This is a genomic window from Pseudomonas sp. Irchel 3E13, assembly GCF_900187455.1.
Classification (GTDB): Bacteria; Pseudomonadota; Gammaproteobacteria; order Pseudomonadales; family Pseudomonadaceae; genus Aquipseudomonas.
The window spans coordinates 184,634-199,246 of sequence record NZ_FYDX01000008.1 but is presented as its reverse complement, the minus strand read 5'-3'; the positions used below and the strand labels follow the sequence as shown (position 1 = coordinate 199,246).

Annotated in this window: 11 protein-coding genes; 5 read left to right on the top strand and 6 right to left on the bottom strand. The window is 63.9% G+C overall.

The features are described 5' to 3' along the window. Positions 1-35: 35 nt before the first annotated feature. Positions 36-737, top strand: a complete 702-nt coding sequence (locus CKW37_RS15870) for a response regulator transcription factor (RefSeq protein ID WP_095156652.1) — start codon at positions 36-38, stop codon at positions 735-737. Further along, positions 737-2,611, top strand: coding sequence for a sensor histidine kinase (locus CKW37_RS15865; protein ID WP_095156651.1), 1,875 nt, complete (start codon positions 737-739; stop codon positions 2,609-2,611). The genes CKW37_RS15870 and CKW37_RS15865 overlap by 1 nt, the downstream gene beginning before the upstream one ends. Before the next feature lie 15 nt (positions 2,612-2,626). On the opposite strand, the gene CKW37_RS15860 is transcribed toward CKW37_RS15865, so the two are convergent. From CKW37_RS15860 to CKW37_RS15850, 3 genes are all read right to left on the bottom strand, one after another. Then, the gene (locus CKW37_RS15860; protein WP_095156650.1) at positions 2,627-3,052 is read right to left on the bottom strand and encodes a CVNH domain-containing protein; all 426 of its coding nucleotides are present in this window, start codon (positions 3,050-3,052) and stop codon (positions 2,627-2,629) included. Between the two features lie 85 nt (positions 3,053-3,137). Then, positions 3,138-3,488, bottom strand: coding sequence for a hypothetical protein (locus CKW37_RS15855; RefSeq protein WP_143502004.1), 351 nt, complete (start codon positions 3,486-3,488; stop codon positions 3,138-3,140). A gap of 115 nt (positions 3,489-3,603) precedes the next feature. Then, complete coding sequence (locus tag CKW37_RS15850) at positions 3,604-5,280, bottom strand: MFS transporter (protein ID WP_256587774.1); 1,677 nt, start codon at positions 5,278-5,280, stop codon at positions 3,604-3,606. On the opposite strand from CKW37_RS15850, the gene CKW37_RS15845 reads away from it, so the two are divergent. After that, positions 5,252-6,166, top strand: coding sequence for a helix-turn-helix domain-containing protein (locus CKW37_RS15845; RefSeq protein WP_315974973.1), 915 nt, complete (start codon positions 5,252-5,254; stop codon positions 6,164-6,166). The two genes, CKW37_RS15850 and CKW37_RS15845, sit on opposite strands and share 29 nt — an antisense overlap. Positions 6,167-6,563: 397 nt before the next feature. Further along, a complete protein-coding gene (locus CKW37_RS15840; RefSeq protein WP_095156646.1) occupies positions 6,564-8,495 on the top strand; it encodes a sigma-54-dependent Fis family transcriptional regulator in 1,932 nt (643 codons plus the stop codon). Between the two features lie 61 nt (positions 8,496-8,556). Here CKW37_RS15840 and aldA read toward each other — a convergent pair whose 3' ends face one another. From aldA to CKW37_RS15825, 3 genes are all read right to left on the bottom strand, one after another. Further along, positions 8,557-9,990 carry an aldehyde dehydrogenase gene (aldA, locus tag CKW37_RS15835; protein WP_095156645.1) on the bottom strand — a complete coding sequence of 478 codons (1,434 nt, stop codon included), beginning with the start codon at positions 9,988-9,990 and terminating at the stop codon, positions 8,557-8,559. Positions 9,991-10,054: 64 nt separating this feature from the next. Beyond that, positions 10,055-12,235, bottom strand: coding sequence for a PQQ-dependent dehydrogenase, methanol/ethanol family (locus tag CKW37_RS15830; RefSeq protein WP_095156644.1), 2,181 nt, complete (start codon positions 12,233-12,235; stop codon positions 10,055-10,057). A gap of 303 nt (positions 12,236-12,538) precedes the next feature. Then, complete coding sequence (locus CKW37_RS15825; protein WP_095156643.1) at positions 12,539-13,609, bottom strand: ShlB/FhaC/HecB family hemolysin secretion/activation protein; 1,071 nt, start codon at positions 13,607-13,609, stop codon at positions 12,539-12,541. A gap of 632 nt (positions 13,610-14,241) precedes the next feature. Between CKW37_RS15825 and CKW37_RS15820 the strand changes: the two genes are divergently transcribed. Next, positions 14,242-14,550 (top strand): hypothetical protein, encoded by a 309-nt coding sequence (locus CKW37_RS15820; RefSeq protein ID WP_095156642.1) that lies wholly within the window; start codon positions 14,242-14,244, stop codon positions 14,548-14,550. Positions 14,551-14,613: the final 63 nt, after the last annotated feature.

Sequence of the window (14,613 nt, the reverse complement as noted above, 5' to 3'; positions counted from 1 at the left end):
CTTGGCGCCCCTCGCCTATCCGACAGTACAACGCCATGTCCAAGATCGCGCTGACCGCCATGCAATCCCTCCCCTCTGGCGTGCTGCTGGTCGAGGACGAGCCCCATTTCCAGGAGCGCTTGCTCAAGATCCTGTCGGATCTGGGCTGTGCCCCCGGGGCGCTTCACGTCGCCGGCAGCCTGGCCGATGCCCGGCAGATCAGCCAGACCCAGGCGTTTTCCCTCGCCCTGGTGGACCTTGGGCTGCCCGATGGCAGCGGCATCGATCTGATCGCCGAACTCCGCCAATGCCCCCATCCCGTGAGCATCCTGGTGATTTCCGCGTGGAGCACGCAGGACAAAATCCTCCAGGCATTGCAGGCCGGCGCGACCGGCTACCTGCTCAAGGAGCGCGACGACCTGGAAGTCCTGTTGTCGATTCGCAGCGTGCTGCGCGGTGGCGCGCCGATCGATCCGTTTATTGCCAGGCATATCCTCGCGCACATTCCGCAGGCCGAGGGAAAGGTGGCCAACGTGGCGGACAGCGAGCAAGACAAGTCGCCCGACCTTCTGACCGAGCGCGAAGCGCAAATCCTGACGCTGGTCGCGGACGGCAAGTCGAACCGGAATATCGCCGAGCACCTGTACATTTCGCTCTACACCGTTGAGTGCCACATCAAGCACATCTACCGGAAGCTGGAAGTGTCTTCGCGCATCAACGCGCTCAACCAAGCGCGCTTGCGCGGTTTACTCCCGTAGTGCCGAGGCATCGTTCCCTCGGCGCGTGGCTGCTCGGCCTTGTGCTGCTGGGTAGTTGCCTGCTCCAGGCGGCATGGGCGCAATCCTGCCCGCCCACCATCAGCACCGTACAGGCCGCCAGGGAGACGCCCGGTGCAGCAGGCCGGCCGACGCAGGGCTGGCAAGCGGTCACGCTGCCCGATATCTGGACCACCCGCTGGCCCGATTTCACCGGTGCGGTCTGGTATCGCATCAGCTGGCGCCACGGCTGCGCAGCCGGCGGGGCAGAAAAGCCGCTGGTCGCGCTGGTCACCAGTTCGATCAACCTGGCCGGCGAGGTCTACCTGAACGACACCCTGCTCTGGCGTGATGCGAGCCTGCAGGAGCCGCTGTCCAGAAGCTGGAACATGCCGCGCCTCTGGATCCTCCCGGACGCGGCGCTGCACCCGCAGGCCAATGACATCTGGATTCGTGTGCAGGGCCGGGCACTGGTCTTTCCTGGACTGGGCCTGGTGAGGATGGGCGCTCCCGCGCAGATGCTGGCGTTGCATCAGCAGCTATGGTGGTCGCAGCGCACCACGTTCCTGATCAACATGGTCGGCTCGCTGTGCATTGCCGGCCTGTTCGCGGGGATCTGGCTGCTGTACCGCAAGCACGCCCTGTATGGCTGGTTTGCACTGTTGAACCTGGCCTGGGTGCTGTTCGTGTACAACATCGTGGCCGTCGATCCCTGGCCGTTCAGCCATACGGTGGATGTGGCGCGGGCCAACGCCATCGCCTTCATGGCCTTTTGCATGTGCTACGCGATTTTTATTTTCCAGTTGCAGGGACGGCCCCTCAGCCGGGTGCAGGAGCGCAGCCTGCAAGCCCTGACGCTGGGCCTGTCGCTGCTGATTGTGTGCATGCCGGAAAAACACTTGCTGGCCGCCATGCAACTTGGCGTCAGAACCCATCTGCTGGTCTTTGCCGCGAGCTGCATCATGCCGCTGGTCCATGCCTGGCGCAGCAGGAAGCTCCAGGATGTGTTGTATGCCTCGCTGGGCCTCGGATTCGTGATCATCGCGCTCTACGACACGCGCACCTATTACCTGAAAATCCCCGATCCCGTCCTGCTGACCCCTTACGCCAACCTCATCACCATGGCCGTGATCACCGCCGTGCTGGGCTCGCGCATCGCCCACAGCATGCGCCGCACCGAGCGCTTCAATGTGGAGCTGTCGAGCGCTGTAGAGGAGGCCTGCCGGGAGCTCGAGACGACATTGAGCAATGAACACCAACTGGAACTGTCGAATTTGCGCTTGCAGGAGCGCATGCAGTTCATTCATGACCTGCATGACGGTTTTGGCAGCGCCCTGGTCCGGGCCATCGTCCAGGCGGAACGCAATGCCGATGCGCATGCGGATGCGCGCCGCCACATCTCGACCCTCAAGTCACTGCGCGATGACCTGCGCAACGTCATGGACAGCGGCGAGCGCGTCAACGCCGACATGCCGGCGACACCCTCGGAATGGATGGCTCCGACCCGGCACCGTTTTTCGACGCTGTTCGATGAAATGGACGTGACCAGCCGATGGTCCTGCCCTGCCACATGGCCCTGGCCACCCAGTGTGGCGTTCTGCATGGAGCTGACACGTTTGCTCGAGGAAGCCCTCTCCAACGTGCTCAAGCACAGTGGCGCAACAGCAGTGGACATCACACTGGCCGTTGTCGCGGACCGTGAGCTGATGCTCGAGGTCCGCGACAATGGTGTGGGCTTTGACCTCTCGGCGGTCAGCCAGGCCGCTACCGGCATCGGCCTGCTCTCCATGCAGGCGCGGATCGCCAGGCTCGGCGGGACACTCCTGGTAGAGTCCCGGCCGGGCCTCAGCCTGGTCCGTGCATCCCTCGGCAACTGACCTGGCAGGCGTTCTTCAGTTCAGATTGCCGTCGTTGTTCTCGATGTCCTGAAGAGAAATGCTGGTGTTCTTCTCTCCGCCCCTGCCGTCTTCGCAGATTGCGGCGATATCCACTTGTCGCGGGTTGTAGCGGATCTGCACATTGCGGCAACTGTTCTGGAACGAACTGGCCGAATCGCCGCCGCCGCTGAGCGTGCCGTACTCATTGGAGACACCCAGCAACTCGATCGCCGTCGCGTTGTAGCTACCGTTGCGGGTGCGGCATTCGGCGTGAATCGACACCTCGTTGCTATCGGTATACAGCTCGATGTTGCGACACGAGTTCTGGAAGGTGGAGGGTGCCGCCTGTGCGGGCGCCATCAGCACCAAGGAGAGTAACGCGGACATCCCGCCGAGGATGAGCGCCCGGGTCTGTCCGCGCTGAGTAGTTGCCTGGTTCATTTACTGATCCCTGTTATTGAAAGTTTAAGGAGGCGTTGCCTTGGCTGCCGCCGCGCTGGCTGCGGCAGATGATGAGCGGGCGCCGTCAGCGGCACCCGTCAATGTGCTTCACGAGGTAGGTGGTTTTGCCGACGCCGGGCGGTGGGCGGGACTCGAGCAAGACACGCAACTCGCAGTCGCGGCTGCGGACACGCCAGTGCCGGGTGGTGTCATCCGCCTGATCGCGCTGGCGCTCGATGCTTTCGATCGGCATCTGCTTCAGGACATTGATCACGCGTGCGTCCTGCAACACCACCTGGATCTGCTCGACGCTGTCGTAGTAGCCGGACAAGGCCGCTTGCGCCGGCGCGCAGACCAACCCCGTCACGGCGCACAGCCACAACGGCGTGCGCATCAGGGGTGCAAGGCAACTGAGGGCGTTACGGATTCCACGCATAAGGACGACCGCCAGAACGATAGTGGGGTGACGTCGCTATGCTATTTTTCGGCCTTGCCTCTGGATATCACTGGTTACTGGTATTTGTGGGGCTGCCCGGGCAATTCTTAAGCGCTCAGGAGGCCGTAGCTGGCTGCGTTTTCACGCCGACTGCCCACGGCCTGAACACACAAAGGCTGGCCACTGCCGCCAGGCACACGCTGGCCGCGCCATAGATCAGCACCCAAGCGAATCCCTGATCGAGTGCGGTATGAAAGGCAGTCGCCGGTATCGCTTGTTTGCCGGCCGCCACCGCCTGGGCCGTGGCCTGCAATGCCGAACCCTCCCTCAACCCCGGCAGTGTCTGGCGCAAGCTGCCGGCAATGCCTTGCACGAGTACCCACCCCATCACCGCGATGTTGATGGCCAGCGAGGTCATCCGCGCACTCATGTCCATGCCCGAGGCCATGCCCGCCCGCGATGGCAGCACGGAGCCGGTGCTGGTGTTGGTCACCGGGGTGTTGGTCAACCCAAGTCCGGTCCCCGCCAACACGCAGCCTGCCGCCATAACGGGAACCAGCAAATTGGCACTGCCGATGGCGATGCACATCAACATCAATCCCGCCCCGATCACCAGCAGCCCGGCAGGAATCATCACGCCCGGCTGAAGTTTCAGCGCCAGGCGTTCACCCAACGGCGGCACAAACAGGGTTGGCAAGGTGTACGCCAGCAGCAGCAAGCCCGCGTCGACGTTATCCAGCCCCATGCCTGCCTGGAAATAGATGGGCAGGTAGATCATCAGCGGCCAAAAACTGAAGTTCATCCCCGCCGAGCCCAGCAGCGCCCCTGAAAACCCGCGGATGCGGAACACCGAGAAATCCATCATCGGCTGCGGGTTGAGCCGCTGCGAGATCAGGAACGCCACGAACGCCAGCAGGGTCGCCAGCGCCAACGCAACGACTGTCGCGCTCGACAGTTCAGGGCCCTGGATAATCACGTAGGTCAGGCCGAACACCGCGGACGCCAGCAACAGGATCCCCAGACTGTCCAGCTTGCCCGTCGGCACCTCGCGGGTGGCGTGCACCCCGGCGCCCGCCAGGGCGAACGCTATTGCCGCCAGCGGCAGGTGAATCAGAAACACCCACTGCCAGTTGGCGAGCGCGAGGATGCCTGCGCCGATGATCGGCCCGAGGCCCAGGCCGGCGCCGAAAACGATCCCCCACAGGGCAAAGGCCTTGCTCCGTTCACGGGGCTCGGTGAACTGCCGGGACAGGATCGAAATCTGGCAGATCAGCATGGCGCCGCCGCTCGCGCCCTGCACGGTCCGGGCGATGATCAGCATCGACGCGTCTTCGGCAAGTCCACAGGCCAAGGATGCCAGCCCAAACACCGCCACACTGGCGAGAAACAACGTCCTGCGCCCGTAGCGATCCACCAGCGTGCCCACCGCCATCAACACGGTGGTACAGGCCAGCGTGTAGGCGTTCATTATCCATTGCAGGTCGCTGAAGCGACTTTCAAGCAGCGTTTCGAGGGTGGGCAGTATCACCGGGATACTGGAGATCTCCAGGCCGAACATCATCGCCGCCAGGCACACCGCGGCCAGCGCTTTCACCGAATCCTTCATTGCACGTTTCCACAGGCTCAAATAGTCAGCGGATGATCCGGCGATGAGGGGCTTGTGGAAATCGGCACGAAGGCCATGTATCGTCAACTTCATGCCAAAACGCCATCCTGCTGCACTGCCCTTCAATCGAACCCTGGTCGTGCTGGCGTACGACCAGTTGTGTACTTTTGAATTCGGCACCGCCATCGAAGCCTTCGGCCGCGATGATCCCGAACTGAAAAAACCACTTTATGAACTGCGCGTCGCCGCGGCCGAACCCGGCCCGCTGCGGGCCTTTGGTGGCGTGCAGATCACCGTGGAAGGTGGCCTGGAACTGCTGGAACAGGCCGGAACCGTCGTCATTCCCGGGTGGCGCGACCTGGCTGAAGACGTTGCCCCCGACGTGCTTCAAGCGCTCACGGCCGCCAGCGCCAGGGGTTGCCGGATCGTCACCATCTGCGCGGGCACCTTTGTCCTCGCGGCAACCGGCCTGCTGGCGGGCAAGCGCGCCACCACCCATTGGCACCATCACCAGGCTCTTGCGAAGGCTTATCCGGAGATTCAGGTCGAGCCCTCGGTGCTCTATGTCGATGAGGGCAACATCCTCACCTCGGCAGGTTGTGCCTCGGGCCTCGACGCCTGCCTGCACCTGATCCGCCGGGACTTCGGCCCCGACGCGGCCAACCGGGCAGCCCGCCGCATGGTGACCCCGCCCCATCGCCTGGGCTGCCAGGCCCAATACATCGAACAGCCGGTTACCGTCAGACCGGGCAGCAGCCTGGCGCCGCTGCTGGATCAACTGCGCGCCAGACCCGACAGCGACCTGACCATCGACCAAATGGCCCACGCCGCCCACATGAGTCGCCGCACCTTCCTGCGCCGCTTTCACGACGCCACCGGAACCACACCCGCCGACTGGCTGCTGGGCGTCCGGCTGGAACGCGCCAAGGCGCTGCTGGAAACCAGCGCGCTGCCCATGCCGCTGATTGCCGAACAATGCGGCTTCGGCACCGCCGCGACGTTGCGGCATCACTTTCGTACAAAACTGGACAGCAGCCCGAGCTGCTATCGCAAGCAGTTCGGGCGGGCATGAGAATTCAAGCCGGTCAGCCTGAGGATTTTATAAATCGTCTGAGCGAAGGATGGATTCGCCTGTGTACCTGTTTCAATGAACGGACACTTGCAAGCATTACAACTACGCTCGACACGGTGTTAGAACGTAGTGATAGAAATTCGGCACGCCGTTGAACAACGCGTCCTGCTTGTCGCGCGGCACCTTGTCCAGCAGCCACGGTCGTCGTAGTGGCGAAGGCGTAGCTCCGGCTCCCACAGGGGACAGTGTTATGTCGAGGACTTGCGCCGCGTATCCATGCCATCCCACCATGGCGCTGCCCGCCACCAAGGGCTATCTTAGCCTCCGTGACAGCCACGGCTCGTCGCCCCATAACAAGATCGCCGTGCCCAAGCGGCATGCCACAGGGAGCCTATCCATGACGCGGCATAGCGCCCAGACCCACCCGAGCGAACTCGCTGCCTTCGTCAACGAGCATTTCCCCGAGCGGCGGATCCGCCCGGACGGAGTCATTGCCCAGTCCTGGTACCGCAGCGTCATGCAGCACCGGCTCGATCCCGCCACGGCCACCCGCCTGGATATCCTGTGCGCCGACGATATCCGCCGCCACCAGGAACAACACCAGCAGTACCTCGATATCGCCAGCCAGGGCGTCAGCGGCCTGGCCCGCCGCGTGGTGCCAGCCGGTTTCGCGGTGCTGCTCAGCGACGAGCAGGGCATCACCCTCGACGCCCGCCTGCCCGTCCAGCATGACCCCTACATTCGCTCGGGACTGGTGGTCGGGGCGCGCTGGGACGAATCCATCGCCGGCACCAACGGCATCGGCACCACGCTGGCGGCGGCCGAGCCGCTGATCATCCATCGCGAGGAGCATTTCCTCACCGCCAATGCGCGCCTGAGTTGTTCCGTCGCGCCGATCTTCAATGCCCAGGGCCTGTTGCAGGGTTGCCTGAACGCTACCTGCCTGAACAGCGATGGCCCCAAGGAAAGCCAATACCTGACCCTGCAATTGGTGATCCTGTATGCGCGCCTGATCGAGAACGCGCACTTTCGCCAAAGCTACCGGGATCGCCTGACGCTTTCGCTCAAGCCCATCGACGAAATCGCCGACCTGGCCAATGAGCAACTGCTGGCAGTCGACGACAGCGGTCGGGTGATCGGCGCCAACCGCGCGGCCTTTGTCGCCCATGACCAGGCCAATGGCCGCAACCTGCTGGGCAGCCTGATTGACCAGTTGCTGCCCATGTGCGTCAACGAGTTACTGCGCCTGACCAATGGCGGCGCCCGCGGCCTGCGCCTGCGCGCCCAGCATGATGAGGCGCTGCTGGACCTGAGCCTGCGCATTCCCTCGGAGCAGCACCGCGTGGCGCCGACACCGGCAGCGACCAAGGCGCCGCGGCCCCGTCACCCCGACCTGGAACAACTGGCCGGTGCCGACCCGACGCTGCAACAGGCGGTGCGGCGCCTGCGCAAGGTGATCGACAAAGACATCGCCATCCTGATTACCGGCGAAACCGGCACCGGCAAAGAAGCCTTTGCCCGGGCCATCCACCAGGCCAGCGCCCGCCAGGGCGGGCCCTTTATCGCGCTGAATTGCGCGGCGATCCCGGAGAGCCTGATCGAGAGCGAACTGTTCGGCTACCGCGGCGGCAGCTTCACCGGTGCCGAGAAAAAAGGCATGAAGGGCAAGCTGGAACTGGCCAATGGCGGCACGCTGTTTCTCGATGAGATCGGCGATATGCCGGCCCACCTGCAAACCCGCCTGCTACGGGTGCTGGCCGAGCGCGAGATTTCCCCGATCGGCGCCCAGGTGCCGGTGCCGCTGGATATCCAGGTGATTTGCGCCACGCACCAGGACTTGCAGGGCATGTTGCGCGACAAGGGCTTTCGCGAAGACCTGTTCTATCGCCTCAACGGCATGAACCTCAACCTGCCGCCGCTGCGCGAGCGCAGTGACCGCGCGCAACTGATCCAGCACCTGCTCGACAGCCAGGCCGAGGCTCAGGGCCTGCAGCTCACCGACCCGGCGCGGCAATGCCTGCTCGACGCGCCCTGGCCCGGCAATATCCGCCAGTTGCTCAATGCCCTGCGCTACGCGGTGGCGCTGGCCGAGGACGGCTGCATCGACCTGGACTGCCTGCCCGGCGACCTGCTGCACAGCCCCGCCGTGCACGCGCTGCCGGCCATTCCGCCGACGAGCAGCGAACCGCAAGCGTCGAGCCTGTTGGCGACCTTGCGCCGCCATCGCTGGAATATCAGCGCGGCGGCCAGCGAACTGGGCGTCGCCCGCTCGACGCTCTACCGGCAGATGAAAAAACACCGGCTGGTGCAGCCCAACGACTGCCTCTGAGCCGCAACGAAAAACGCCCGGACCGTTAAACACGGTCCGGGCGTTTTCAATGGACGGGCTATCAGGCCTGGATGTACACCACATGGGTGTGGGTGTACTCGTACAGCCCGTGCTTGCCATCGGCACCGCCAATACCGGACTTGCGCGTCCCGGCATGGAAGCCCTGCATGGCTTCGAAGTTCTCGCGGTTGATGTAGGTCTCGCCGAAGTCCAGCGAACGGGTCGCCTGCAAGGCCGCGCTCAGGCTGCCGGTGTAGATCGATGAGGTCAGGCCGTATTCGCTGTCGTTGGACAGCGCGATGGCCTCGTCCAGGTCATCGACAATCTGGATCGGCAGCACCGGGCCGAAGATCTCCTTGCGCATGATTTCCATATCCGCCGAGCAGCCGGCCAGCACCGTCGGCTGATAGTGGAAGCCCTGGCCCAGATCGGCCACCGCGCCGCCGGTAATCACCTGCGCGCCCTGCCCGCTGGCGGTGCGGACCATTTGCGCCACCTTGTCCAGCGCCGCGCGATTGATCAGCGGGCCCATGTCCAGGCCACTTTCGGCCAGCGGGTCGCCATAACGGGTGGCGGCCATGGACGCGGCAATGCGCTCGATAAACGCATCGGCCACCTTGCGCTCGACATAGACCCGCTCGGCGCAGTTGCATACCTGCCCGGTGTTGATCACCCGCGAGGCGGTGATGGCCCTGACCGCCAGATCCAGGTCGGCGTCGGCCAGGACGATGGCGGGCGCCTTGCCGCCCAGTTCCAGGTTGAGTTTGGTGATATTCGGCGCGGCGGCGGCCATGATCCGCGAGCCGGTGCCAACGCTGCCGGTAAAGCTGATCAGGTCGATGCCCGGGTGGCTGGTCAGCGCACTGCCGACCGTTGCGCCGGTGCCGCAGACCACGTTGAAGACGCCAGCGGGCAGATCGGTCTCGGCCACCAGACGGGCGAATTCGAAGCAGTTGATCGGGGTTTCTTCGCTCGGTTTGATCACGATGGTATTGCCGGTCAGGAGCGCCGGCGCCATCTTGCGGGCGATCAGGAAGAACGGGAAGTTCCACGGCAAAATCCCGGCGACCACGCCCAGCGGTTTGCGCAGCAGAAAGATGCTCTCGCCGGCCCGGTCGCTGCTCAGCACTTCGCCTTCCAGGCGCCGCGCCCACTCGGCCATGTAGTCGAGGTAGTCGGCGGTGAAATTCACCTCGACCCGGGCCAGTTCCAGCACCTTGCCCTGCTCGGCGGTAATCACCCGCGCCAGGCGCTCGGCGTGCTCGCGCACTTTGCTGGCGATCTTGCGCAGGTAGCCCGCACGTTCGATGGCCGGCCGCAGCGCCCAGGCCTTCTGCGCCTGGCGCGCGGCGGCGATGGCCTGTTCGACCTCGGCGCTGCTGCCCTGGGGCACACGCCCGAGCAACTGGCCGTTGGCCGGGTTATGCACCTCGATCAGCTCGTCGCTGGCGACGAAGGCATTGGCGATGTAGTTCTGGTAGATGGCGTCACTCATATCCGCGTCTCTCTTGTCGGGGATGGCGCGACCGACCGGCAATGGCGCCGGCCGGCCCATAGGCTTATTGCTTGGCGCTGAACTGCTTCCAGGATTCGCCTTCGTTCTGCAGGTCATGGGAGCGCTTGATCAGGTACTGATGGATCTGGTCGACCTGCTCAGGGGTAAAGACATCGGCAAAGGACGGCATGCCATCAGGCACACGGCCGCCGAACAGGATCCCGAGGAACATCTGGTGTTTCTCCGGCGTCAGCTTGCGCAGGTCCGGCAACACGCCACCGCTGACCGCGTGGATGCCATGGCACTGCGAGCAATAACCGTCATACAGCTTGGCGCCGGCTTCGATGGACGCCGTGTCGTTGCTCAGCGCGGGCGGTTTCGGGGTGTCGGGACGCGGTGCCGGCTCTTGCAGCTTGGCGGTGCCGCCAATCTTGTAGGTCAGCACCTGGGAGAACGGCTGGACCCCGGCCCGCAGCGACAGGGCGCCGGCAAAGGTGGAGAACGCCCCGCCCCAGCCGGCCATGAAGGTCACGTACTGTTCGCCATCGACGCTGTAGGTGATCGGTGCCGCCATCACGCCACTGGCCGCCGGTTGCTCCCAGAGTTTCTTGCCGGTGTCGGCGGCATAGGCGATGACGCGGCCGTCGGCGCTGCCTTCGAACACCAGGTTGCCGGCGGTGCTCAGGGTGCCGCCGTTGAAGATGGTCACGTAGGGCACTTCCCAGGCCGGTTGCTGCTTGACCGGGTCCCAGGCGATCAGCTTGCCCGACCAGCCCTTGGCCATGTCCAGCAGGCCGTCGACATTCTCCGGCATCATCCCCGTGCGCAGGCCCAGCTGGTACATGCTCTTGAACGGGTTGCGCTTGGGCGCCTCGGGAATGTGCTCGTAGTAGGCCGACATGATGTGGGCCGGGATGTACACCAGCCCGGTGTTCGGGTTGTAGGACATCGGCTGCCAGTCATGCGCACCCCAGAAGGCGGGCGTCACCAGCTTGCGCTTGCCGTCCTTCCAGTAGGCGGCATTCTCATCATCGACGATCGGCCGGCCGGTCTTCATGTCCATGCCCTTGGTCCAGCTCTGCGGCACGATGCCCTTGGCCGAAAGCAGCTCGCCGGTGGCGCGGTCGATCACATAGAAGAAACCGTTTTTCGGCGCCTGCATCAGCACTTTGCGCGGCTTGCCGTCAATCGGCAGCTCGGCAAGGATCATGTGCTGGGTCGCGGTGTAGTCCCAGGCGTCGCCCGGAGTGGTCTGGTAGTGCCAGACGTATTCGCCGGTGTCGGCATTGACCGCGACGATCGACGACAGGAACAGGTTGTCGCCCTTGGCCTGGCTGCGCCATTTCGGGTCCCAGAGCGAGCCGTTGCCCACGCCGATATACAGCAGGTTCAAATCCGGGTCGAAGGCAAACGAATCCCAGGCTGTGCCGCCACCGCCCTGCTCGGCGAAAGCATCGCCGAACCAGGTCTTGGCGGCGATTTCCATGCCCTTGCCTTCGGGCGGCAACTTGGGGTCGCCCGGCACGGTGTAGAAGCGCCAGGCTTCCTTGCCCGTTTCAGCGTCATAGGCCGTGACATAGCCGCGCACGCCGAACTCGGCGCCGCCGTTGCCGATCACCACCTTGCCGTTGACCACCCGTGGCGCGCCGGTAATGGTGTAGCTGCGCTTGTGGTCGGCGCGGGTATCGACCGACCAGGCGCGTTTCCCTGTCTTGGCGTCGATGGCTTCCAGGCGGCCGTCGAGCACCCCGACATAGACCTTGCCCTTCCACACCGCCACTCCGCGGTTGACCGCGTCACAGCAGGCTTCGCCGGCGCGGTTGCGGTCCGATTGCGGGTCGTATTTCCAGATCAGCTTGCCGTCGCGGGCATCCAGCGCATACACCACCGAGAACGGCCCGGTGGTGTACATCACGCCGTCGACCACGATCGGCGTGGCTTCCACACCGCGATCCAGGTCGAGTTTGTAGCTCCACGCCAGGCCGAGCTTGTCGACGTTCTGATCGCTGATCTTGTTGAGCGGGCTGTAGCGCTGCTCGTCGTAGGTCCGCCCGGTGCTCATCCAGTTGCCGGGTTCCTTGTCGGCGGCAATCAGGCGCTTGCTGTCGACGTTGGCCGGCACTTCAACGGCCAGCGCTGGCGTGGTGGCCAGGCTCAACAGCAACGCGGCAGCCAGGGATTTCAGAGGGATACCGGCGACGGTGGAACGAGCGCCGGAAGGCGAGGCATGGCCAATCTGTCTCATGGGGTTAGTCCTGTTCTTATTAGTGGCGCGATCTTTTCGCTGCGCACCAGGGACAGAGCAACGGCTATGCCAGATTGTTTTGATTGGGCTGGAGGGCTTTGTTTACGGGGGGGTTCGGGAAAAGGAGGAGCGTTTTCGGGGAGGCTGGAGCGCTACAGGTGTTGCGTCGGGCGCTACAGGGGTGGGACAGGTGGAGTGCCGGTCTCCAGGCGACAGATTTTCAGCGTTCTCAAGATCGAGCGCCGCGCGGGCGGCGCTCGATCTTGAGAACGCTGAATAACAGTCGGCTAGCACAAGGCAACATCAAAACGCATAAGCCACCTGCGCCCACACCCGTGGCTGCCGCTCGCTATCGCTTTGCTCCGAATGATTGCCAACCGGCCAGCCCGCCAACGCACTGATATTCCAAGTCCCGGTTGACCACCCCCCGCCAAAACCTGTGGCAGAAAGACGACGGGGCGCGGTGTCGGTGGTCCAGCTTGCGGTATTCAGGCGCGCTTCGCCGTGATCGGCAAAGGTCACCAGTTGCCAGGTATCGGTCAGGGCATAACGCAACTCGAGATTGGTAAGCCAGCCCCGATCACCAAATGCGGCGGTCTGGTAGGTGGAGCGCGCGCCGAAGATGCCGCCGATATAGAGCTTTTCCGAGTCGTCCAGGTTGTCATCCGACCACTGGCCCTGGAGGCGAACATACAGGGCCAGACGTCCACCCAACTGTTGCAGGCGGGCCAGGCTGGCGCGCAGCACGCTGAAATGGCCCGGATCGGCCTTGCCGACCAGTGACCAGGGCGAGCCGTCGATATTCAGGCTGCCCTCGCTCCAGCTCAGCGCAAGGGTGGTCGTGGCGCCGTTCAGCAACGGGTCCCGGGCCGTGCCGGAGAGACCGTAGTTGAGCACGCGTGATCGCTTTTCGCTGTTGATGCCGAGCAGCCCGGACTCGTCCCGCAGGTGTTTGTCGTCGAACTGCAGCCGGGCCTTGAGGCTGAACGCCGGGTACTGAAAGAGCGGCTGAATGATGAATGCACTGGCAGTTCGGGCCTTGCCCTTGGCCGCGAGGATTTCGAGTTCGTCGCCCAACTCATAGGACATGTCCGACAGGATGATGCCCAACCGGCTGGCCCAAGGGCCGACGTCCAGGTGGTAAGTGCCCCAGTGGTAATGGCCGGTCTCGGCCGAGCCCATGCTGCGCAGGCTCAGCAGGTCGCTCGGGTCAAGCAGGCCATGCAGGTTGAGGGCGCTGGCGAGCCGGCCCTCATCGTCATCGCCACCGAAGTTGTCCAGCGCAATGCCACCACTGAAGAAGGGCTTCACGCTCAGGTCATCCGGGGGATCGTATGCCGTGCTGCCCAGCGTGAGGCTGGTGCGCGATGGCAAGTCGGGGATTTCCTGAAAAGGCAGCAGATCCGCCGCAGTACCCTTGGCAAGGCAGGAAAACGCAAGGACACACAATGCGGACAACAGGCTGGACGCCATGCGCATACGGGATTACCGGGCTGATCTTCGGGGGGCGAGGCAAGATATGGCTTTGTGCTATCTCCGCGCAAGTCCCGCCCGGGTGAAACGCAACTGATCGCGACTATCCAGGGTGAGCCGGTGATTGCGTAGGCCAGGTCGCGTGACTTTTCCCGACAACCACCCTGGCGAAAACCCACTCCAACGGCTGCCTCAGGCTACAAAGCTTCTACTATTTCCGACTTTCTCGTAGGCAATTTCCCAATCATACTTTTCCGCCCCATGAGTCGTTGCGCACTTGGGACTCGCTACCTAGTCTTCGCCGGTCGCTGCACAATCAGCGATCGGGTTTGGTAGCCCGGTAAATCAAGACGCACGACGTCCCTCTGAAATAGCGGTGCTGTTCGCCCGCTGTTGATTTTCATGGCGGCTGTGCGTAGGGCGCCTTCGGGCGCGCTGGGTTCCTTGATTCCCGGTCTACCAACCTGCGCACGGCCGCCACCCTTTCGTTTGGTAGCGAACGGTGACGGCTCCACTAATCAAGGAGCCACACAATGAAAAAGATCGTTCCCGACCCGCCCGTCTCCACCCTCGGCCAAACCGTTCCTCACACCCATTTCGGCTCATGCAACGGCGCTCATCCACCGGTGTTTTCCGTACACCCGGCGGCCGATATCGACGACGCGCTGGTGCATCTTTCGGCCGCGCTGACATCAGCCTTCGAAACCAACGCGCAACTCTGCGAAATGCTCGAACGGCCGCTGGCGAACCTGGCGTGGTCTACCTGGCAATCACTGGAAATCTGCCAGGCGTTGATTGAAGCGTTGCGAAATGGAGACGCCCTCGCCCAGGCTCAAGGGTAAGAAGCGGATCCGTTGAAGGTCCACGCAGGTGGCCCCTCGACACCCCTCGCCTGCCGACCTGGC